The organism is Actomonas spartinae (genome assembly GCF_051209155.1).
Classification (GTDB): domain Bacteria; phylum Verrucomicrobiota; class Verrucomicrobiia; order Opitutales; family Opitutaceae; genus Actomonas.
In genome coordinates, this window is record NZ_JBPJGB010000001.1 from 588,926 (window position 1) to 609,378 (window position 20,453).

Consider the following 20,453-nt stretch of genomic DNA (forward strand, 5'->3'; position numbering starts at 1 on the left):
GATCTTGCCTGCGTGCGAGGATTTCTCCTGCCAATGTTTAGCATAAACATATGGGTGTCATGTTCCTAGCCCCAGCACGCCTTTTTCGACGCCGCCGGCCGGTGGAGGTCCGCATTCTTGGGGCCAACAAGCGCGGAGCAATCGGACTTGCGGAGCGTTCAGCGTTCCTTGAGAGTCGCGCCGTGTTGTCGTCTGCCCCCATTGCGAACTGCCCCGGATCTGCATGCTCCGGAACAATGGTGTTTGGACTTAGTGGCCCCTTTGGACCTCGTTTGCCCGGAAGATTCACACCTGTGACGATTACGTCAGGGTGGCGGGCTTGAGACGCTTTTGGACCCCAACCAACCCCTGGAAAGAATCTCTATTCATCATCCTAGTCACATGAAACTTATGCCAAAATCCAAATGGATCGCTGCTGCGGTGTTCAGTCTCGCAGCCTCGATCGGAGCGTTCGGTCAGAGCGCTTCGTTCGAAACGACCACCTCCACCTACGACGCCAATGGTGGTTCGGTGACCTTCACGGTCACGGTCAACTATGAGGTCGGCACCATGGCCGCCATGGGCCTCCAGTTCGTTCTGCCGGACGGTTGGAGCTACGCCAGCACCACCTTCAGCCAATTCCGTCCCGATGTGCGCCCGAGCTCTGGCGAGACGGGCACGATCGGCTACGCCTACACCAATTTTGAAGAGCTGACGGCCACGAGTTCGTTCGAGTTTGTCGTCAATTACGGCCCGGGCCTGTCTGGGGAACAAACGATCGCGGCGAATTTCCTCTACACGCTGACTGGTCAGACCCAACAGCAGGTTGCCATGACTCCGGTCGTGGTCGCTCCCCAGCCCTCCGCGCCGACCTTCCTCATCGAGCCTTACCCGACCGCTGCCAATGAAGGCTCCGAAGTCGTCTTCACTGCCGAGGCTTCCGGTTACCCGGTGCCGACTTACCAGTGGCGCAAGGACGGCTCTCCCATTTCCGGCGCGACCAGCGCGACCTATACGATTGCGAGCGTCAGCACGTCCGACGCCGGCGTCTACACCGTCGTCGCCACCAATAGCCAAGGCTCTGTCACCAGCACCGAGGCGGCTCTGACGATCAATGCCGCTCCGTCCATCACCACCCAGCCGATGGGCGCCGAGGTCAACGAAGGCTCCGACTACTCCCTGAGCGTGGTCGCCACGGGCGCCGCGCCGCTCACCTACCAGTGGCAGAAGGGCGGCCAGAACATTTCCGGCGCGACCAACGTGACCCTGTTGCTGGAAAACGTCGCCCCGGCCGATGCCGGTTCCTACACCGTTGTCGTCACGAATGATGTGGGCAACGTCACCAGCTCGGCGGCGGTTATCACCGTCGTTGAGGCACCGCAGATCACAGCCCAGCCTGTCGGCGGCACCGTCACCGCCGGTGATCCGTTTACCTTCTCCGTTTCGTTCACCGGCTCCGAGACGCTTTCCTTCCGCTGGATCAAGAATGGGGTCGATATCGCCGACGCTGCGGCGACCGACAGCACTTTTGGTTTCGATAGCGTCGCTCCCTCCGATGCCGGCGAATACTCCGTGCGCGTTAGCAATGCCGCCGGTTCGGTCACCAGTAACGTGGCCGTGCTCGTCGTCCAATACGCTCCGTTCATCAGCGAGCAGCCGGAACCCCAAGTTTCCGGGGTCGGCGGTCAAGTCATGTTCAACGTGACGGCCGAAGCGGAGCCCGCGATCTCCGGTTACCAATGGTATAGCGTTCCCGCGGGCGGCGGTTCCGGCACCATGATTTCCGGTGCGACCAGCGCGATGCTCACGCTCGACAATGTGCAGGCGTCCGACAACGGGACCGGTTACTACGTCGAGGTCACGAACTCCATCGGCACCACGACCTCCGAAACGGTGACCCTCACGGTCAACGAGCAGCCCGCCTTCACGGCGCACCCGCAGGGCGTCACCGTGGTCGAAGACGGCAGCGCCACTTTCTCCGCCACCGTCACCGGCAACCCGACGCCGACCCTCCAGTGGCAGTTCAGCCCGAACGCCGAAACGCCGATGACGGACATCTCGGGTGCCACCAGCGATACCCTCGAACTGACCGGAGTCACTCGCGCGCAAGCCGGTTTCTATCAACTCGTCGCCACCAACGAATTCGGCACCGCCGAGAGCAACGAGGCCGAACTGGTCGTGCAGTATGCTCCCGAGATCACGGTTGACCTCGCCGACGTCGCTGCCGGCGTCGGCGAAAGCGTCACCCTCTCGGTTGAAGGTGTCGCCGAGCCCGAGCCGACCTACCAGTGGTTCCGCATTCCGCCTGGCGGCTCGACCCCTGAGCCCATCTCCGGCGCGACCGATGCCGACTTGGTCCTGACGAATCTGACCCTCGATGACAACGGCACCCAGTTCTACCTGGTCGCCAACAATGGCATCGGCGGTGATGTGACCTCCCGCACCGCCACCCTCACGGTCAACGAGAAGGCGGTCGTGACGGTCGATCCCCAAAGCCAAACCGTGCTCGAGGGTGACCCCGTCACCTTCTCCATCCAGTTCACCGGCAACCCGACTCCGACCTTCCAATGGTTCAAGGACGGCGTGGCCATTTCCGGTGCGACCGATTCCTCTCTCACGATCGATCCGACCTCCCGCACCGACGATGCCGAATACACGGTCGTCGCGACCAATGAGTTCGGTTCCGACACCTCGGCTGCCGCCGACCTCGACGTGCAGTTCCCGGTTGAGATCACCACCGACCTCACCGACGTCACCGCCTCCGTCGGTTCGACCGTCACCTTCGCCCCCGAAGGTGCCGCCAATCCTGAACCGACCTTCACCTGGTTCCGCATTGTCCCGGGTGGCTCCACCGCGGAGACGATTCCCGATGTCACCACCGGCGAGCTCGTGCTGACCGACGTCCAGCTCAAGGACTCGGGCACCCAGTTCTACTTGGTCGCCAGCAATGGCATCGGCGAACCTGTCCAGACCGCCACCGTCACCCTCACGGTTGTGCAATTGCCGTCCATCGAGCTCCAGCCGGAAGGCGCGACGCTCGACCAAGGCCAGTCGCACACCATGACCATCGAAGTGGGCGGTGACCCGACCCCGACCGTGCAATGGTTCCGCAACGGCGCCGCCATCTCCGGCGCGACCGACCTGAGCTACACCATCACGAGCGCCTCGGCTTCCAATGCCGGCACCTACACCGCCCGCGCCACCAACGCCGCTGGCTCGGTGATCTCCTCCGGTGCCGTGGTGGTGGTCAACACTCCGCCGGTCATCACCACCCAGCCGGTCGGCAGCACCAAGGTCGTCGGTGGCAAGCACACCTTCACCGTCGCCGCTACCGGTGCCGCTCCGCTGACTTACCAGTGGAAGAAGAACGGGGCCAACATCAGCGGTGCCACCGGCACTTCGCTGACCATCGACCCGCTCACGCTCGATGACGCCGGTGACTATTCGGTGACGGTGACCAACCGCCTCGGTTCGGCCACCTCCGCTGCCGCGACCCTCACGGTCAACAAGCAGCTCAAGGCCCCGACCATCACCACCCAGCCGCGCGACACCAGCGTGCGTTCGGGTGCGGCCTTCACGCTTACCGTGGTCGCCGAGGGTAACCCCTTGCCCACCTACCAGTGGCGCAAGAACGGTGTCGCCATCTCCGGTGCGACCAGCGCCTCGTTCACCGTCGCCGCGGCTGCCACGGCTGACGCCGCTCGTTACGACGTGGTGGTCAGCAACTCCCAAGGCTCCATCTCCAGTAGCTTGGTGAAGGTCACGGTGACTGCGGCCGACGTCGCTCCGGTCATCACTGGCCAGCCAAAGGACAAGACCCTCGGCGTGGGCAATTCGACCACCTTCACGGTTTCCGCGACCGGTGTGCCGGCTCCCACCTACCAGTGGCGCAAGAATGGCACCGACATCGCCGGCGCCACCAGCGCGACTTACACCATTGCCTCGCTCAAACTGAGTGACGCCGGTGCCTACTCCGTCGTCGTCACCAACGACGCCGGTTCGGTCACCTCCCGCAATGCCCGCCTCGCGGTGCTCGAGAAGGTCTACGCCGGCACCTACTTCGGCTCCTTCGGTGAAGGCCGCGGCAGCTTCGCGCTCGTCATCAAGGAGGACAACACCGGCACCTTCGCCGGCTTCGACGAAGCCGCTGGCCTCTACGTCTCCGGCACCGTCAAGGTCAACCCGGATGGCAGCTTCAGCCTGACCGTCACCTCCGAGACCGCCTCCACCGGCACCTCTCGGGTCGCCGGTGCCGACCAGCCCGGTGGCATCTCGATCATCGGCAGCCCGGCCATAGGCTTCGCCGAGGTCACCTTCTCCGGTTCCATTGCCGACAGCGGTTCGCTCTCCGGCACCGTGACCGGCGTCCCCGGCCTCTCGATGAGCGCCGAGAAGGAAGTCGGCGTGAACACCGAGTCGGTCGCCGGCGTCTACACCGCCAGCTCCAGCGGCAGCGATGCCGTGACCGTCACGATCGTCTCGCCGAGCGGCAAGGCCCTCGTGGTGACCAAGACCTCCACCGGTGGTGACGCCGGCGTCGGCACGGTCTCCGAGGAAGGCGCTATCGCCGTGACCACGGTGAAGAACAAGACGGTCACCGCTACGGTTTCGGCCGTGTCCGCGACCATCGCCGCCGAGGTTGTCGACAACGAGACCAACGAGACCATCGAGTTCTCCGGTGGTGATGACGACGTGCTCGCCACCCAACGCCTGGTCAACATCTCCTCCCGTGCCTACACCGGCACCGGCTTCGCTCAGACCTACGCTGGTCTCGTGATCACGGGTGAAGATTCCAAGCCGGTCCTCATCCGCGCCGTGGGCCCGGGTATCGCCGAGTTCGTCTCCGGCGTCCTCGCCCAGCCCAAGCTCGAGCTGTTCCACAACGGTGAGATCATCGCCTCCAACAGCGGCTGGGCTGCCTCGGCCGACAAGGACGAGATTGCCGCCGCCGCCAACCTCGCCGGTGCCTTCCCGCTCGACGAGGCCAATGCCGACGCCGCCCTCCTCCTGACCCTCGCCCCGGGCCTTTACTCGGCTCAGGTGAGTGGCGCCGATGGAGGCCAAGGTGTGGTCATTGTTGAGGCCTACGACCTCTCCAGCCCGTCCCCGGGCCAGAAGCTCTTCAACATCTCGACCCGCGCGTTTGTGGGCTCCGGCGACCAGACCGCCGTCGCCGGCTTCGTGGTCGGTGGTTCGGTGCCGAAGCGCCTCCTCCTCCGCGGCGTCGGTCCGACGCTCGGTGGTTATGGGGTCGAAGGCACCGTGGCTGATCCGCAGATCAAGCTGCTGTCGGGTCAGACCGAGGTCGCGAGCAATGACGACTGGAGCACCAACGCTGCCGCCGTCCTCGAGGCCAACGCCGCCACGGGTGCCTTTGAGCTCACCGAGGGCAGCAAGGACGCCGCGATGGTCATCAGCCTTGAGCCGGGTGTTTACACCCTCCAGCTCACCGGCGCCGGTGGCTCCAGCGGTATCGGCCTGATCGAGGTCTACGAGATTCCGTAAAGCGGACTGATTCCAACGAACCGCCGTTCGTTTCAAAGCCCCGTCACGCTCCGTGCGTGCCGGGGCTTTTTGTTTGGGCGCGATCGAGGGAGGCTTTTTGACCGAGTGAAGACCAGGTGAGGCCGGGTTTACGATTGCGAGCGAAGCGCCCAGCGACCTTCCTCTAGGTCCGTGTGGGCCCCCCTGATCAGGCACTGGTTGATGGTGATGGCAGCCGGCCTCGCTGTTGTCCAAGCTCAGGAACCGGCCCAACTTTCGACCACGGTCCTGCAGGAACGTGCGCAGGCCCAGATTGAGCGCGGCGCCTGGGGCGAGGCGGTGCCCTTCCTCACCGAGCTGAACCGACGTTTGCGTGAGTCGACTGACACCGCCGCCCTCCGGGCTCGCGAGCAGGTGCTGTATTTTCTTGGTCTGGGAAAGTTGCAGGCCGCCAACCTGCCCGGTGCGGCCGCGACGTTGGCGGAATTTGTCACCGCCTATCCGCAGTCGCCCCAAGCGGTCACCGCTCAATTGTATCGCGGCGACGCCTTCTACTACCAGGGCCGCTTGGCGGACGCCCGTGCCTTGTATGAAGAGCTCCAGCGCCGTTGGCCTCCCGCAACGCTCGGTTTGCCGGAACAGGCGCTCTATTGGGAGCATTTCGCCGACTGCGTGTATGCCGAGCGAGATTGGGCGGCGGGAGCGCCGGTCTTCACGGCGCTGCACGAGGTGGCCCGACGGCTGCTCGACCCGGAGGCGGCCCGCGAGAAGGTCGCGAAGGCGGCGTCTTATCGCCTGCAGGCCGCGATGGCGGCCAACGACTTCGCGGCCGCGATGGACCTTTTGCCTGAACTGACCGGTGGCATGGGCCGCACCCGCCACGATTTGGCGCTCAACCTCGCGCTCATGCGCGGTGGCGACGAGCTCTACCAAAGCAGCCAATATGGCGAGGCGCTCTTTTTCTACGAACTGGTGCTGCGGCCGGCCGAGCTGCGCGACTATTGGCGGCGGGAGCAGGCGCGACTGGAAGCCGAGGAAGCGCGGATTCGTGGCGTGTCCTGGCTGACGGATCGGCTCGTCGAAGTGCAGGCCGACCTTGCGCAGGCGGTGGCGCGCTTGGGGCAACTGGGTGAAACAGAGGCCGCGGCGACCGATGCTTCGGATGTCGGCAAACCGGTCGCGGACTACACCCAGGCGTTGGATTTCCGCGTGGCCCGATGTTACCTCGCCGAAGAGCGGATGTTTGAGGCTTACTGGGCCTTTGTGCGGCTGGAGCAGTCGGCCACGATCGACGGATTTGTGGAGGAGGCCGTCTATGGTCAGGTGAAGACCGCGGCCGCCGCCGGTTTCGACCAGCGGGTGCGCCGGACTGCCCGCCGCTACTTACGCACCGCCGAGTTCACTCGCTTCATCGGCGCCGTCGGTCATGAGCTGCTGCAAGCCGCCCTGCGCGCGGGCGATAGATTGGAGGTGCAGGAGCTCACCGCCGCCTTCATGGAACGGGTGCGACTCGATCCGCTGCTGCAGGAAGCGCCCAAACTCATCTATCTGGTCGGTTCGACCTTGTTGGACCAGCGCAACGCGGAAGGCCTGCGGGAGCAGCTCGCGCCGATGCTCGAAGCGTATCCGGACCACGGCTTCAGCGATGGTCTGGCCTACTGGCTGGCAATGGCCGATTTGTTGGCCGGCCGGTTTCAGCCGGCGCTCGCCCACTTTGAGCATATCCTCACGACGTATCCAAACGGAGGTTACGCCGAGGATGCCCACTATCGGGTGGGGGTGTGTTGGTTTGGACTGTTGGACTATCGGCGCGCCCGATTGAAGCTGGAGGGCTTCGTCGAGGATTTCCCCGATAGTCGTCTGGTGTGCGAAGCGCAGGCGCTGCTGGGCGATCTCGCCGCCGCCGAAGGGCGCACCGAGGCCGCACTCAACGCCTACGCGGCCGCGTGCGACGCCGGCGCGATGCTCTCGCCACCAAATCAGAGTTACATCGATCACGCGGTCTTTCAGGCCGGTCGGCTGCTGGCATCGGCTCAGCGCTGGGCGGAGATGGCGGAGTGGTTCGAGGCCTACCTGCGCCGGTGGGGCGCGGACGGTCGCGCCGGCGACGCGATCTTCCAACTCGGCCGGGCGCAGGTCGGGCTGGGGCGGACGGATGCGATGTTGGACCTCTGGATCGAGTCGATCCTGCGCTTCGGCAACGACCCGCGCGATACCGGGCCCGATCTCATGTTGGCGGAGTTTGACGACCATTATCGCGCGGTGCGTGGCGGCTCCAGTGAGCGCGTGCTGCGGGACGCCCTTGCGATCGCGCGGTCGCGGGAACAAAGCACCCTGGTGCTGCGGTTGGCCACGGCGCTGCGCGTGGTGGCGCCCGCCAACGCGGTCGGTTTGTCACGCGTGACGCGCGAGAACCTGGCCGACGCCAGCGCTGCCGTGCTGCTGGCGGCGGCGCGTGACGAACGCGCGGCCGATGGGGCGTTGGCCCAGCTGGAATTGGAGCGAGCGGTGGAGTTGGCCCCTTTCGCGCCCTTCGCTCCCGAGGCCTGGTGCCTGCTGGCGGAGGTGCGCGAAGGGAGAGGGGACCGGCTCGGGGCCATCGCGGCTTGGCAACATGTGGCGGAGAATTTTCCGGCCGCGCCGGAGGCCAGGCTCGCCCGATTGCGGGAGGGCGATCTTCAGCGTGAGCGGGGCGCCTACGCCGACGCGATTGCGGCCTATCGTTCGGTCTTGCGGGTGCGGGAGTGGCGCGGTGCGGCGTGGGCGGAAGCCAACTACAAGATCGGCCTGACCTATTTCGAATCCGGTGACTTCGAAAAGGCCTTCGGATTCTGTCAGCGGGTCTACGTGCTTTACGGCGGGGTGGTTGATTGGGCGGCGGAAGCGTATCTCACGAGTGGGATGGCCTTGGAGCGGTTGGGGCGGGGCAGCGATGCGGTGGCAACCTATCGGGAACTTTTGCGGCAATCCGCTTTGGGCGAAACCAGTGCCGCGCGCGCGGCGCGGGCGCGGCTGGAGGCCCTGGGGTCATGAAACCGCGCAGCTTGTTGACGTTTGCAGTGATCGCATCCGCCGGCTGGACGGCCGAGCCGTTGCGCGCCCGCTGGGGCGATCACGATGGCGGGCTGATGTGGGTGCTCGGGCTCGATGCGGCGGGGAGGGTGCGGCTCGTGCCGGAGGATCGTCCGGAAGGCGAAGCCTTGGTGCCGCCGGAGGAGGCGCGTGGTTTGCGGTTTCTTTTACCCGATGACTTTCGCCGGGCGCGGCGCATGGCCGAGGCAGGGCGAGCGGGCGAAGCGGTCTTGCTCTTGCGGCAGAGTGTGCCGGCGCTGGTGCCATTTGCCGGCGTGCCGGAGTCCAACGCCGGGCCCGCGGTGCGCCTGTATCTCCGGCTTCTGGTGCGGGAACGCGCGTGGTCGGACGCCCTCGCGGTATGGCTCGCCCTGGATGCCGAGTTGGCGGGGCGGGAGTATGCCGCGGAGAGCGCCGCCCTTGCGCGGGGCCTGCAGACCGCGCAGCGGCGGGATGAGCTGCGTTTGGTGTTGGATCGTTGGTGGATCGCGCCGCCTTTGGTCGGCGAACTGGAAAGTCGGGCGACCGCCGAAGGCATGGCAGCTGAACTGCGCCGGGATGGGCTGTGGACGGAGGCTGCGATGCTGTATGACAAGCTCCGGGTCGGCGCCGACGCGGACGAGCGACGGCGCTTTGATCTGTTGCTGGCCTACCTCGATTGGCATCGGGGCAGTGACCTCGGGGCCCAAGCCGTGCTGCGCGTGGCGAAGGCGCCGGCGGCGGACACGGAATTGGGCGCGCTGCATCGCCTGCTGGCCGGTCGCTTGGCGCGCCAGGTTGGCAACCTGCGGGCGGCACTGGACGTTTTGGCGGAAGCGCTCGTCGGCGCGGGTGGCGCCGGCGAGTGGCGGGCGGAGTTGCTCGCGGTGCTGGCAGCGACGTATCGGGAAAATGGCGACGGCAGGGCCGCCGAGGGCATCGTGGCTCACCTGCGGCGACAATTTCCAGCTTCCCGCTGGTTGGCGGAGGCGAAGGAGGCACGGACTTTATGAAAACCAATCGAATCGAATGGTGGAGGGTGACGCGCTGGCTGCTGCTGGCGGGGCTGGTGCCGGCGATCCTGCGCGCGCAGGAAAGCACGGCCACCAGCGCGGGCGGGGACGTGAGCCTGGGGCAGCTCTGGGCGCAGGGCGGCTGGGCGATGTATCCCTTGGCCCTGTTCTCGATGGCGGCCTTTGGCCTTATCGTGTTCAACGCGATGGCGATCCGTGAAAAGACGCTGCTGCGACCTGATGTGTCCGCGGCATTGAACGAACGGCTCGAGCAGGCCGACGTGGCCAGCGCCCGTGCGATTTGCGAGGAGCAGCCCTGCCTGGTGGCCAATATCACGGTGGCGGGTCTGGCGCGGGTGAAGGACGGCGCCTACGACGCCGAAGCGGTCGAGAAGGCGATGGAGGAAGCCTCGGTGGAAGAGATCGCCGGACCTTTCGGCGTGATCAGCTACCTCTCAATTCTTGCGACGCTGGCGCCAATGGTCGGCATGCTCGGCACGGTCTCAGGCATGATCAAAGCCTTCCGCAACATCGCGTTGGGCGGCATGGGCAAACCGGAGTTGTTGGCCGACAACATTTCGGAAGCGCTCATCACCACGGCAGTGGGCTTGGTCGTCGGCATCCCGGCGATGTTTGCCTTCTTCTTTTTCAAAAGCCGCTACGCCCGGCTCACCTCGCGGTTGGCGCGGATCTGCGGCGACCTGCACCACTCGCTGACGCACGCGATGCGGACCAAATGAAGATCGGCCAACAGAGCGTGGATGACGCGCGTTTCGACATGACGCCGATGATGGACATCGTTTTCCAGCTCATTGCGTTCTTCATGATCGTTGCGACCTACGTGACGCGAGAAAAGGTCGAGGTGGAGCTGCCGCTGGCGGTGAACGCGGCAATCGCGGAAAACCAGCAGGGTCGTATGATGATTTCTATTACGATCGACGGCCAGGTGTGGGCGGGATCGCGGGCGGTCGGTTTGGACGAGTTGGCGGTGGATGTGCGCGAATGGTTGGCCGACGACCCAAAGGCCAAGATCGTGATCCGGGCCGACCGTTCCAACAGCTACGGTCTGGTGAAGCAGGTGATGAAAGTCTGCCGCGACGCCGGCATCGCCGATATCATCTTCTCATCCTTCCAGACGGAGGGCGGCGGATGAAGGCCGACCGGGAGCTGTTTGCTGACGAAGAAGGGTTCTCTTTGGACTCGATGCTGGATATCGTTTTTCTGCTGTTGATCTACTTCATGGTCACGGCGGCCTTCGTGAAAGAGGAGGCGGACATCAGTATGTCACTGCCCAGCCGGGTGGAGCAGGAGGAGCCGCTCGAGATGCCCGAAGAGCAGGTGCTCGATATTCTGGCGGATGGGCGGGTGTTGTTGAACGGCCTGGAGGTGGACGACGCGATGAGTTCAGACCTGCCGACGCTGACGCGCACCCTGGCGCGGTTTCGGCAGGCTGCTGACGATGCCCAGGTGCCGGCATTTGTCGTCGTGCTGCCGGAGGACGAGGCGCGGCATCAACGCATCATCGACGTGCTCAACGCCTGTGCCGTGGCGGAAATCGAGCTCGTGTCCTTCAACCTCGAGTGACGTCGATGGCTCGACCGCGAACTAAACGCAGCACCTTGTTCTGGGTCATCGCCATCAGCGTGGCGGTGCACGTGCTCGTGGGCCTCGTGGTGGCCGGCTTCAAAATCTACCGTTACACCGAACCGGCGGATGCGACATTCTCTTCTCCGCCGCCGGCGCAGCGGATGCCTCCGGCCAACGTGGAGTATCGGGTGGCGATGCAGCAGTTGCAGCAGCAGAGCACGCGGCCGCCGAGTCAAACCGCAGGGGCGCTGGACAACCTCCTGTCGCAGTCGTTGGAGTCCTTCGACAGTCCGGGGGGCGCCTTTGGCACCTCGGCTTTGGGTGGGACGCCGGTCGTGGTGGGCGCAGGCGCCGGGCGCGGGCGGGGCCTTGGATCGTTGGGCGGCGGTGGCGGATCGCTGGCGATCGGGGTGTCAGCGGTCGATTTCTTCGGCATCAAGAAGCAGGGCGAACGCGTTTGCTTCATCGTGGATGCCGGCGCTTCGATGGTGGAACCGGAACGGGGCGACCTGCCGGGATATGAGCGCGTGAAAGCGGAGTTGGTGAAGATGGTGCAGGGCCTTTCGCCCGGCACGTTCTTTAACGTCGTTGTCTTTGAACGCGAAGTGGACCTTTACGCGCCGCGCATGGTGGTCGCCACGCAGGACAACACCTCACAGGTGGAGGCGTGGATCGCGCCGTATTGGCGTCTCGATAACGGCAAGATTCGTGAGCGGGGAACGTTCCGGAAAAACTACGCGCCTGAGCTGGTCGATTGGGACGGCGCTGGCGGCACCTCACGCATGGATCTGGCGCTGGCGGCGGCGTTGGAGCAGCGCGCGGACCTGATCTTCATGATCACGGACGGCACGCCTTCGATCCGCTTGGCCCGCAAGGCGGCGGAGGATGAGCGTTGGCGCAAGCGGGTGGACAGTTACGAGGTCGCGCGCGCCCGCTACGAGGCCAGTGAGAAAGGCAAGCGCGAGATGGCCGTCTACGAGCAGGAACGCGCGGCGTGGCAGGCTGAGCGCGATCGGATCAAGGCTGAGCGGGAAGCGCAGGGACTGCCGCCGGTGGTGCGGGAAGGGGGCAACCGCGGCGCGCCGTCGCGACCGGGGCCATCGCGGCCGAGCCGGCCGACCGAGCATGCGGAGCTGGAGGATTTGCAGCGCTGGGTGCGGCGACGCGCCAGTGTGCTCTACGAGAGCAGTGGCGCCGCGTTGCCGAGTCTGAATCTGGTGGGCTACTCGCCCAACGCGCGCGGCAAGGCGACGATCGAAGTGCTGGCGCGAACCTTTCCCGATGGCACGAGCCGCGTCATCGGTGCGTTCGAGGCGGGGACGACGCAGTAGGGGGGAGTTGAGGCCCACGAAACACACCAAAGGGCGCGAAATCTGGGAAGATACCAGGCTTAACATTTCGTGCCCTTTCGGGTGTTTCGTGGGCAAAAGCAGTGGCGGCGGTTGGATTTTGGGGTAGGTTAACCGCTCCATGCCAAACGTCACGAAACTCCTCCACACGCGCATGCGCGTGAACGACATTGAAGCCACGGTGAAGTTTTACACCGAGGCGCTCGGTCTGACCGAGTCCCGCCGCCACACCTCGCCGCGTGGCGCTCAGCTCGTGTTTCTCGCCACGCCCAACAGCGATGAAGAGATCGAGATCTGCCAGATGCCGGACGGCGCGCCGTCGGTGCAAGTGCAGGAGGACCTGATGCACCTCGCCTTCGAGGTGGAGGACCTGGAGAAGTTTGCCGCCGAGGTGAAGGCGGCGGGTTATGAACTGAGTGATGGTCCGACCACCACCGGTAGCGGCTCGGTGATCGCCTTCATCGATGCCCCGGAGGGCTACGAGGTGGAGCTGATCCAGCGCGCGAAAAGCTGAGCGGGATGGCACGGCGGGCTCGGCGAGCCCGCCCTACCGGCCGCCGTGGGTGCGCTCCCAGGCGAAGAGCAACTGCTGGGCGAGGCCGGCGGTGCGGCCGTAGTGCACGCGACCAAAATGGGCGACTTGGGACGGGCTCCAGCCATCGAGGCCGTAGCGGCGGCTCATGGCCTTGATCATCCAGGTATCGACCGGAAAGGCCTCGGGGTGCCCGAGACCGAACAGCGCCACACAGTCCGCGATCTTCTCGCCGACGCCGGGTAGGCTGAGCAGCCGGATCTTGGCGGCGGCGTAGGGCAGCGCGGCGGTCTCGTTCAGCCAGCCCGGCTGCGTCGCGATCAAGTCGGCGGTCTGTTTGATGTAGCGAGCACGGAAGCCGAGCTGGCAGGCGCGTAACTGCGCCTCACTCGCCGCCGCCAGCTGTTCCCAGGTGGGAAGGCGGTGAAACTTGTCACGTCCTACGTGACAAGTGGTGCCGAGGTGCTGGGCGAGGAGGGCCAGCATCTGTTTGATTTGGGGGATCTGCTTGGTGGCGCTGCAGAGAAAGGCGAGCAGGGTTTCGCCAAAGGGTTGGCGCAGGATGCGCAGGCTGGGGTTGAGGGCGTGGCAGGTGGCGAGGTGCGGGTCGGTGAGGAGCGGCAGGGCGGCAATGCTGCGATCGTGAGTCTCGTTGTCGATGGCCAGGTAGTGACACAGGGCGGGCAGACCGGCGGGATCGGGCAGGGAGAATTCGAGGGCGGTTTGGTTCAGTCGCAGGCGCGCGACATGGGTGCTCCATTGGCCGATCCAGGTGTCTTCAGAATCTGAATACCAACGAAAGGCCTGCCCGCCGTCGAGTTGTTCGCGCAGGCCGGCCGGGGTGTAGGCGGGGGAGCCGGGCAGAGGCGCCCAGGGGGTCCAGGCGGCGGCGAGGGGCATGAGTCACGTGAAGGCGGGATCGGTGATCCCGCCCTGCCTTCAGACGTTGTAGTCGAAGAAGTTTTGGTGGACCGCGGAGTGGGTCTCGCTGAGGCGCACCTGGATGTCGTCGAGGTATTCGTGCAGGCCGTCGGCGATGATCGCGGTCACCGCGGAGTTCTCCAAATGGCCGCGCAGTTTACTGATCATCTCCAGCACGGGGTTCTGGTCACCGTCTTCGTGCTCGGCGGTGATTTTGCGCAGGCAGTTTTCGGCGTAGATGATTGAGGCGAGAATGGAGCGTGGGAATTCGTCGTCGAAGAGCAGATAGTCGACGGCGCGTTCGAGGGTGAGTTGACCGCGCTTGGAGCGGCGGAAGGCCTCGAAGCCGGAGCAGGAGCGCAGCACGGAGGCCCACTGCACGATGTCGAGGGCCGAGCCCACCTCATGGAGGTCGGGCAGGATCATGAAGTATTTGATGTCGATGATGCGCGACACGTTGTCGGCGCGCTCGAGGTAGCGACCGAGCAGGTAGAACCACCAGCCCTCGTCGCGCGGGAGCATGGACTCGGCGACTCCATAGAGCTGTTGGATGTGCAGCTTGAGTTGGCCGAGGTATTCGCCGGCACCGAGCTTTTGGTAGGTGCGGTAGCTGTGAGTGGAGAGCTCGTGGTAGAAGGTGTTGAGCGTCTCCCACATTTCGGACGCGATCTGGTCCTGGATGCAGCGGGCATTCTCGCGGGCGGCGGCGATGCACGAGACGTAGGACGAAGGGTTCTCGCGATCGAAGAGCAGGTATTTCACGACCGTCTCTTCGCTGATCCTGTCGCCGTAGAGCTTGTGGAAGCCCTCGTCGTCGCCGGTGACGAAGACGAGCGGTTCCCACGCGCGAGGATCGTCGGCGTGGCGGCGGGCCTCGAGGTCGAGCACGAGCTGGGCGTTGACGTCGACCAGACGCACGGTGTTTTCGGCGCGTTCGAGCTGGCGGGCGGTCCAGTAGATGAGACTGGCCACGCGGCTGAGCATGCCGGTGCGAGAAGCGGGCGTGGATTCGTCGAGAATGAGAGCGGAAGTGGGCATGACGCGGCGGGGGCTTTAGATGGCGATCTTCTCGCGGCCGGTTTCGGTGACGGGGGAATCGGCGGTATCGGTGGGAGCCAGGACCCAGGTGTCCTTGGAGCCGCCACCCTGCGAGGAGTTGACGACGAGCGAGCCCTTGGTGAGGGCCACCCGGGTGAGGCCGCCGGACATGATGCGGACTTTGTCGCCGTAGAGGATGTAAGGCCGCAGGTCGAGGTGGCGGCCCTCAATGGTCTTGCCGCCACACACGGTCGGCGCGCGGGAAAGACCGAGGGTGGGCTGGGCGATGAAGTTGCGGGGATGCGCGATGATCTTGGCGCGGAATTCCTCGATCTGCTCCTTGGTCGCCTTGGGGCCGACGAGCATGCCGTAACCACCGGCTTCGTTGACGCTTTTGACCACGAGTTCGGGCAGGTGATCGAGGACGTATTGGAGTTCCTTTTTTTCCGAGGTGAGGAAGGTGTCGACGTTGGGCAGCACGGCGTCCTCACCGAGGTAGAATTTGATCATCGCCGGCACGTAATAATAGATCGCCTTGTCATCGGCGATGCCGGTGCCAACCGGGTTGGTGAGGGCGACGTTGCCTTTGCGGTAGGCTTCGAAGAGGCCGGGCACACCGAGCAGCGAGTCCTTGCGGAAAACCGTGGGGTCGAGGAAATCGTCGTCGATGCGGCGGTAGATGACGTGCACGCGTTGCAGGCCGTGCGTGCGCTTCATGTAGACCTTGTCGTCGAGCACCACGAGGTCGTTGCCCTCCACGATCTGGATGCCCATCTGGCGGGCGAGGAAGGCGTGCTCGAAGTAGGCGGAGTTGTAGACACCGGGGGTGAGCAGGACGACGGTGGGCTCGGCGACATCGGGCGCGAGCGAGGTGAGCAGGTCGAGCAGGTTGGACGGGTAGTTCGACACCGGGCGCACGCCGTATTGGCGGAGCAAGTTGGGGAACACCCGTTTCATGACCTGGCGGTTTTCGAGCACGTAGCTGACGCCGGACGGGGTGCGGAGGTTGTCCTCGAGCACGCGGTAGGTGCCGTGTTGGTCGCGCACGAGATCGGTGCCGTTGATGTGCACGTGGCGGTTGAGCGGCAGGTCGACGCCGACGAGCGCACGACGGAAGTGGGCGCAGCTTTCGACGAGGTCGCGCGGCACGACGCCTTCCTTCACGATGCGCTGGTCGTGGTAGATGTCGTGGAGGAACATGTCCAAGGCGACCATCCGCTGCGTGAGGCCCTTGGCGAGATGGTCCCATTCGTGCGCCGGAATGATGCGCGGTATGAGGTCGAAGGGGAAAATCTTCTCGGTGCCGGCCTTGTCGGAGTAGACGGTGAAGGTGACGCCGCGTCGCTTGAAGGTCTTGTCGGCGGTCTTCTGGCGCTGGCCGAGTTCGGTCATGCCGTTGAGCCGCGCGTAACGCTCGAAGAGGCGCTGATAGTGGGGGCGTGGTTCACCTTCGGCGGTGAACATTTCGTCGTAGAAGGGGCCGGTGTCGTAGCGGGAGAAAAGGTCCGACATGGTGAGCAGGTTCGGGATCAGGGGGTGGACGTGAAGTCGGTCCACAGGAAACTTTGCGCGGAGGCGAGCGGGGTGCCGTTGGCGGCGGTGAGGGTGAGTTGCCAGGCGACCGGTTGGGCTTCGGGGTCGATCCAGTCGCGGCCGGTGAGTCCGGCGTTCAACGCGTGACTGCCGGCGGGAAGGTCGAGCGTGAAGGTGTGGGTCTCCGGCGCGGTCGCCCCCGGCCGGATCACGGTCAAGGTGAGCGTGGCATCGGCTTCGGCCTGGGCGGCATCGGTGCGGATGAGCCAGTAGTAGCCGCCGCGCGCGTCGGGCTGAGAACGCAGGGCCTGCTGGTTGATGACATCGGGGGAGGCGCCGAAATATTCGCCGAGGCGGGTGAAGCTGGCGGCATCGCGGTAACCTGGCCAGACGCGCACGAGTTCCACGGAATCGGCGGCGGCCCATGCCGATGGCATCAATACGAGGAAACGGAGGACAGCGAAAAACGAACGGCGCATGCGGGGGTCAGCACCTTACATAGAGGCGGGCTGGGGGCAAGCATGGTGCAGGTTGTGTGCCGCGCCGCGCGGCGATTGATTTCATTCATCACTCGGCCGCGGCGGGCGCATTCAGGCGGACGTTTTGGTAGCGATGAAAACCGAGCAAGGCGGGGGGCCAACCGGCGACCTCCGGACGGATGAGGAAGGGTTGGGTGCCGTGGTAGAGCGGGGTGAGGGGCAGCTCGCGGAGCAGGATGGTTTCCGCCTCCTGATAGGCGGCGAGGCGGGCCTCATCGGTGGTGGCGCGGGCGGCGGTGGCCAGGGCGGCGTCGAAGTCGGGATTGGTCCAGCCGGTGGCGTTGTTGCCGCCATCGGTCACGAACAAGTCGAGGAAGGTGGCGGGATCGATGTAGTCGCCGATCCAAGCGGCGTTGGAGAGATCGTAGTTGAGGGAACGTTCCTCGCGCAGCCAGACCCGTTGTTCTTTGACTGCGATCTGAATATCGATGCCGAGTTCGCGGCGCCACATCTGCTGGATGGCTTCGAGAACCTGGCGGTCGATTTCGCGGGGGCGGGTGATGACCTCGAGGGAAGGAAAACCGTTGCCCTCGGCGAAACCGGCGTCGGCCAAGAGTGCGCGGGCGGCGTCCGGATCATAGCGCAACGGCGTCGCGGCGGTGTAGCCGGCGGTGCCGGGTGGGGTGAGGCGCGGGGCGGGTTGTTCGCCCCCGGTGAGCACGTGGTCGGCCAGGGCCTCGCGATCGATGGCGAGCGTGAGGGCGCGGCGGACGCGGACGTCGTCGAGCGGCGCGCGCGTGGTGTTGAATCGGATGAAGGCGGTTTGGAGAAACGGATCCAGGCGGAGCGCGGCGGGATCTTCGGCGCGATAGGCGGCGATCTTGGTGAGTGGCACGGTCGAGGTGAGGTGCAGTTGGCCGGCGCGGAAGGCGTTCTCCTGCGCGGTGGCGCTGGGGTAGGGGTGGAAGACGACGGCGTTGAGCGCGACCGATGCGGCGTCGCGGAAGTGCGGGTTGCGCTCGGCCCGCAGGTGTTGGTCGGGGGACCACTCGGTGAGCACAAAGGGTCCGTTGCCCACAAGGGTGCCGACACGGGCCCAGGGGTTGGCGCGGTTGATGGTGCCGCCCTGGTCGAGCAGCACGTGCAACGGCACGGGAAAGGCGGCGGGCAGCGACAGGATGGCCGGCAGGGCCGGGTTGGGGGCGGCGAGCTCGAAGCGCAGGGTGAGTGGGTCGATCACCTTGATGCCGACCGCGACGAAGTCGGGGAACTCGCCGGCGTTGAAGCGCGTGGCGTTTTTGATCGGATCGAGCACGTAGGCGTATTCCGAGGCGATCGGGGGGGCGAGGACGCGCACAAAGGAGTCGCGAAAGGTTTGGGCATCGATCGGCGTGCCGTCGGACCACTTGAGCTCGGGCCGCAGGTGGAAGGTCCAGGACAGACCATCCTCCGAAACCTCCCACGACTCGGCGGCGGCGGGCACGGCGCGGGAGGTGGTTTCGTCGATGGCGGTGAGGCCCTCGAAGAGCGCGGTGATGACCTGCATGTCACTGAGCGCGATGGCGAGGTGCGGGTCGAGGGTTTCGGGCTCGTCGGTGATGGCGAGGTGCAGGACGCCGTCGCGATTGCCCTGTTCGACCACGGTCACACGGGGGCCGCAACCGCCGGTGGCGAAAGCGAGGGTGAGCAGACTCAGGAATGCGACAGAACGGAACCGCATGATGACAGGCAACGTCTCTCATCGGATTCCCGCAAGTCCCGGGCGGTGTTGATGCTTGCGAGAATGGTGGACGCGCGATGGACTCCGAGCCGAGCTCTCAACCCCCTACAGCTATGCAATGGTTCTACGCCTTGGACGGTCAGCGATTTGGCCCGGTTTCTCTCGAAGATTTCGCCCGATTGGTGGCGGCCGGCACCGTGACATCCGAAACCCTCGTCTGGCGGGAAGGCCTGCCCAACTGGGTGGCATGGGGCACGATCGCGGCGGACACGACTCTGCCAGAGGTGAGTGGCGAGGCCGGGCCGCCGCCGGAAACGCCGGCGTTTGACGGCGATACTGCGGCGGGAGGCGCTGGCGAAGCGTCGACCGATTGGTCCTTGGAGGAATTTACGGCCAAGTTGCGCGAGAATGGCTTTAGCTTTTCGGTCGAGGGTGGGCTCCGTCGCACCTGGCGCAATATGACCAACGGTTACCTCCTGGCGCTGGGCGTGGTGTTGGTCGCGTCGCTCATCATGATCGTCGCCGGCATGGTGCCGATCATCGGGCTCGCGGCCTCTTTTATTGTGACGCCGCAACTCACGGCAGGCATGTCGTGGTTCTTCTTGTGCCGATCTCGCGGTGAGCAGCCGAGCTTCGACACCGTGTTTGACGGCTATCGGAAGCGATTTGGCAGTCTGGCCCTGGTGGCGCTGCTGCAATTGGCGGTGGGCATCGTGGTGGCGATCGGGTTCTTCCTGCTGATGTTGCCGTTTGGCTTCAGTCTGGAAGCCATTGAGCGCGGCGAGCCGATGGCGCCAGCGGCTGGCGCGGCCTTCTTCGTGGTGATTTTTATCTTGGGCTTGGTGGTCACCTTGCTCGCGGCCCGTTTCAGCCTCGTGCATACGATTCTGATGGATCAGTCGATGGGTGTGATCGACGCCTTCAAACTGAGCTGGCGGATCACCGGCATGCGCTTCTGGTCCTTGCTCGGATTGGCAATCATCGTTGTCGTGATCAACATCGCCGCCGCCTTGTTGTTGTTGTTGCCGCTCATTCTGGTGGCGCCGCTGGTTCCGGCGGCGTTTGCCCAGGTTTACGAAGACGCGCGCCTCTCGGCAGCGGGCACGCCCCCGGAGCAACCCTGATCGATGCCAGGTGGGTTCAGCCTGAAAAAATGAACCGTTCGCTCTAAGAAAAGGCACGGCCCTCCGTTTAAACCTGCGCTGGTCACATGAACCCGACCGTGAAGGATGAAAACGCAGGAAACTGGATTGAGGATGCCGTGCGAGAGCACCAAGCGCCGCTGTTGCGGTATGCCACCCGCTTGGTTGGCGGCGACGAGGAACGGGCGCGCGATGTGGTGCAGGACACCTTCGTCCGGCTGTTGCGGCAGCCGCCCGATCGCGTCAACGGACACGTCGTCGAGTGGCTTTACACGGTGTGCCGCAACCGCGCGCTGGATGTCCTGCGCAAGGAGGGGCGCATGAGGACCTTTGCGGAAGGCGAAGTGGAGAAAGTGCGCGCCGGCGAAGCCCGACCCGGACGCGAATTGGAAGCGGAGGAGCGCCGGGCGGCGGTGCTCGATCTGATCGACCGACTGCCGCCGAACCAACAGGAGGTCATCCGGCTGAAGTTCCAAAACGGATTCAGCTACAAGGAGATCAGCCGCATCACCGAGCTCTCGGTGAGCAACGTGGGATTCCTGATCCACACGGCGGTGAAGAAGCTGCGGCAGGAGATGGCGATGCAACGCCCCTGACCGCGCGCAGACATTTTTTCAAATAAGGA

General features: G+C 65.1%; 15 protein-coding genes. 10 read left to right on the forward strand and 5 right to left on the reverse strand.

Going from position 1 to position 20,453, the window contains the following annotated elements:
• Nucleotides 1-390 precede the first annotated feature (390 nt).
• From AC0MRV_RS02315 to AC0MRV_RS02350, 8 genes are all read left to right on the forward strand, one after another.
• Nucleotides 391-5,484: an immunoglobulin domain-containing protein gene (locus AC0MRV_RS02315; RefSeq protein WP_472762810.1), complete on the forward strand. Its 5,094-nt coding sequence runs from the start codon at nucleotides 391-393 to the stop codon at nucleotides 5,482-5,484.
• Between the two features lie 171 nt (nucleotides 5,485-5,655).
• Entirely contained in the window at nucleotides 5,656-8,496 is a 2,841-nt protein-coding gene (locus AC0MRV_RS02320; protein WP_472762811.1) for a tetratricopeptide repeat protein, read from the forward strand.
• The gene (locus AC0MRV_RS02325) at nucleotides 8,493-9,527 is read left to right on the forward strand and encodes a hypothetical protein (protein ID WP_472762812.1); all 1,035 of its coding nucleotides are present in this window, start codon (nucleotides 8,493-8,495) and stop codon (nucleotides 9,525-9,527) included. Before AC0MRV_RS02320 ends, AC0MRV_RS02325 begins: the two co-directional genes overlap by 4 nt.
• Nucleotides 9,524-10,267 (forward strand): MotA/TolQ/ExbB proton channel family protein, encoded by a 744-nt coding sequence (locus AC0MRV_RS02330; protein ID WP_472762813.1) that lies wholly within the window; start codon nucleotides 9,524-9,526, stop codon nucleotides 10,265-10,267. Before AC0MRV_RS02325 ends, AC0MRV_RS02330 begins: the two co-directional genes overlap by 4 nt.
• Nucleotides 10,264-10,680: an ExbD/TolR family protein gene (locus AC0MRV_RS02335; protein WP_472762814.1), complete on the forward strand. Its 417-nt coding sequence runs from the start codon at nucleotides 10,264-10,266 to the stop codon at nucleotides 10,678-10,680. Before AC0MRV_RS02330 ends, AC0MRV_RS02335 begins: the two co-directional genes overlap by 4 nt.
• Nucleotides 10,677-11,111 (forward strand): ExbD/TolR family protein, encoded by a 435-nt coding sequence (locus AC0MRV_RS02340; protein ID WP_472762815.1) that lies wholly within the window; start codon nucleotides 10,677-10,679, stop codon nucleotides 11,109-11,111. The genes AC0MRV_RS02335 and AC0MRV_RS02340 overlap by 4 nt, the downstream gene beginning before the upstream one ends.
• A gap of 5 nt (nucleotides 11,112-11,116) precedes the next feature.
• Nucleotides 11,117-12,445 (forward strand): hypothetical protein, encoded by a 1,329-nt coding sequence (locus AC0MRV_RS02345; protein ID WP_472762816.1) that lies wholly within the window; start codon nucleotides 11,117-11,119, stop codon nucleotides 12,443-12,445.
• A gap of 139 nt (nucleotides 12,446-12,584) precedes the next feature.
• Nucleotides 12,585-12,977, forward strand: a complete 393-nt coding sequence (locus AC0MRV_RS02350) for a VOC family protein (RefSeq protein WP_472762817.1) — start codon at nucleotides 12,585-12,587, stop codon at nucleotides 12,975-12,977.
• A gap of 33 nt (nucleotides 12,978-13,010) precedes the next feature.
• Here AC0MRV_RS02350 and AC0MRV_RS02355 read toward each other — a convergent pair whose 3' ends face one another.
• The 5 genes from AC0MRV_RS02355 to AC0MRV_RS02375 all read right to left on the reverse strand — a co-directional run bounded on the left by AC0MRV_RS02355 (nucleotide 13,011) and on the right by AC0MRV_RS02375 (nucleotide 18,686).
• On the reverse strand, nucleotides 13,011-13,895 hold the full coding sequence (locus AC0MRV_RS02355; protein ID WP_472762818.1) for a DNA-3-methyladenine glycosylase family protein: 885 nt from the start codon (nucleotides 13,893-13,895) through the stop codon (nucleotides 13,011-13,013).
• Nucleotides 13,896-13,934: 39 nt separating this feature from the next.
• Nucleotides 13,935-14,954: an alpha-E domain-containing protein gene (locus AC0MRV_RS02360; protein WP_472762819.1), complete on the reverse strand. Its 1,020-nt coding sequence runs from the start codon at nucleotides 14,952-14,954 to the stop codon at nucleotides 13,935-13,937.
• Nucleotides 14,955-14,969: 15 nt separating this feature from the next.
• Nucleotides 14,970-16,466 (reverse strand): circularly permuted type 2 ATP-grasp protein, encoded by a 1,497-nt coding sequence (locus AC0MRV_RS02365; RefSeq protein ID WP_472762820.1) that lies wholly within the window; start codon nucleotides 16,464-16,466, stop codon nucleotides 14,970-14,972.
• A 17-nt stretch (nucleotides 16,467-16,483) separates the two neighbouring features.
• Nucleotides 16,484-16,924, reverse strand: coding sequence for a hypothetical protein (locus AC0MRV_RS02370; RefSeq protein ID WP_472762821.1), 441 nt, complete (start codon nucleotides 16,922-16,924; stop codon nucleotides 16,484-16,486).
• Between the two features lie 130 nt (nucleotides 16,925-17,054).
• A complete protein-coding gene (locus AC0MRV_RS02375) occupies nucleotides 17,055-18,686 on the reverse strand; it encodes a peptide ABC transporter substrate-binding protein (RefSeq protein ID WP_472762822.1) in 1,632 nt (543 codons plus the stop codon).
• A 113-nt stretch (nucleotides 18,687-18,799) separates the two neighbouring features.
• On the opposite strand from AC0MRV_RS02375, the gene AC0MRV_RS02380 reads away from it, so the two are divergent.
• Nucleotides 18,800-19,810: a GYF domain-containing protein gene (locus AC0MRV_RS02380; RefSeq protein ID WP_472762823.1), complete on the forward strand. Its 1,011-nt coding sequence runs from the start codon at nucleotides 18,800-18,802 to the stop codon at nucleotides 19,808-19,810.
• An 86-nt stretch (nucleotides 19,811-19,896) separates the two neighbouring features.
• Nucleotides 19,897-20,424: an RNA polymerase sigma factor gene (locus tag AC0MRV_RS02385; RefSeq protein ID WP_472762824.1), complete on the forward strand. Its 528-nt coding sequence runs from the start codon at nucleotides 19,897-19,899 to the stop codon at nucleotides 20,422-20,424.
• Nucleotides 20,425-20,453: the final 29 nt, after the last annotated feature.

Bases quoted from the DNA above. Each gene is read 5' to 3' on its own strand.
- AC0MRV_RS02345 (WP_472762816.1), top strand. From the start codon at position 11,117: ATGGCTCGACCGCGAACTAAACGCAGCACCTTGTTCTGGGTCATCGCC.
- AC0MRV_RS02325 (WP_472762812.1), top strand. From the start codon at position 8,493: ATGAAACCGCGCAGCTTGTTGACGTTTGCAGTGATCGCATCCGCCGGC.
- AC0MRV_RS02370 (WP_472762821.1), bottom strand. From the start codon at position 16,924: ATGCCATCGGCATGGGCCGCCGCCGATTCCGTGGAACTCGTGCGCGTC.
- AC0MRV_RS02360 (WP_472762819.1), bottom strand. From the start codon at position 14,954: ATGCCCACTTCCGCTCTCATTCTCGACGAATCCACGCCCGCTTCTCGC.
- AC0MRV_RS02350 (WP_472762817.1), top strand. From the start codon at position 12,585: ATGCCAAACGTCACGAAACTCCTCCACACGCGCATGCGCGTGAACGAC.
- AC0MRV_RS02315 (WP_472762810.1), top strand. From the start codon at position 391: ATGCCAAAATCCAAATGGATCGCTGCTGCGGTGTTCAGTCTCGCAGCC.
- AC0MRV_RS02385 (WP_472762824.1), top strand. From the start codon at position 19,897: ATGAACCCGACCGTGAAGGATGAAAACGCAGGAAACTGGATTGAGGAT.
- AC0MRV_RS02355 (WP_472762818.1), bottom strand. From the start codon at position 13,895: ATGCCCCTCGCCGCCGCCTGGACCCCCTGGGCGCCTCTGCCCGGCTCC.
- AC0MRV_RS02335 (WP_472762814.1), top strand. From the start codon at position 10,264: ATGAAGATCGGCCAACAGAGCGTGGATGACGCGCGTTTCGACATGACG.
- AC0MRV_RS02380 (WP_472762823.1), top strand. From the start codon at position 18,800: ATGCAATGGTTCTACGCCTTGGACGGTCAGCGATTTGGCCCGGTTTCT.
- AC0MRV_RS02375 (WP_472762822.1), bottom strand. From the start codon at position 18,686: ATGCGGTTCCGTTCTGTCGCATTCCTGAGTCTGCTCACCCTCGCTTTC.
- AC0MRV_RS02365 (WP_472762820.1), bottom strand. From the start codon at position 16,466: ATGTCGGACCTTTTCTCCCGCTACGACACCGGCCCCTTCTACGACGAA.
- AC0MRV_RS02330 (WP_472762813.1), top strand. From the start codon at position 9,524: ATGAAAACCAATCGAATCGAATGGTGGAGGGTGACGCGCTGGCTGCTG.
- AC0MRV_RS02340 (WP_472762815.1), top strand. From the start codon at position 10,677: ATGAAGGCCGACCGGGAGCTGTTTGCTGACGAAGAAGGGTTCTCTTTG.